We start from the raw sequence: 275 nt of genomic DNA, 5'->3' as shown, positions 1-275 counted from the left end.
ATCCTGCCGGCCCCTGCGGCGAACGTGGCATCGGCGCCTAACCGAGCATCGGCAGGTCGATCCCCCGCTCCCGCGCGGTCTCGATCGCCAGCTCGTAGCCGGCGTCCGCATGGCGCATGACCCCGGTGCCGGGATCTGCGGTGAGGACCCGCTCCAGCCGCCGGTCGGCGCCGGGGGTGCCGTCCGCGACCGCCACCATGCCCGCGTGGATCGAGTATCCGATCCCGACCCCGCCCCCGTGATGGAGCGACACCCAGCTCGCTCCACAGGCGGTG

Annotated in this window: 1 pseudogene; it reads right to left on the bottom strand. The window is 73.8% G+C overall.

Annotated features, from left to right (window positions below):
• Positions 1 to 37 precede the first annotated feature (37 nt).
• Positions 38 to 275: pseudogene (locus SAZ04_RS22005) on the bottom strand (urocanate hydratase); the annotation flags it as partial.

Origin of the sequence: Halalkalibacter lacteus, from assembly GCF_036663595.1 — a bacterium.
Lineage (GTDB): Bacteria > Bacillota > Bacilli > Bacillales > Bacillaceae_D > Halalkalibacter > Halalkalibacter lacteus.
The sequence above is the reverse complement of the archived record's forward strand: the minus strand, read 5'-3'. Positions and strand labels throughout refer to the sequence as shown.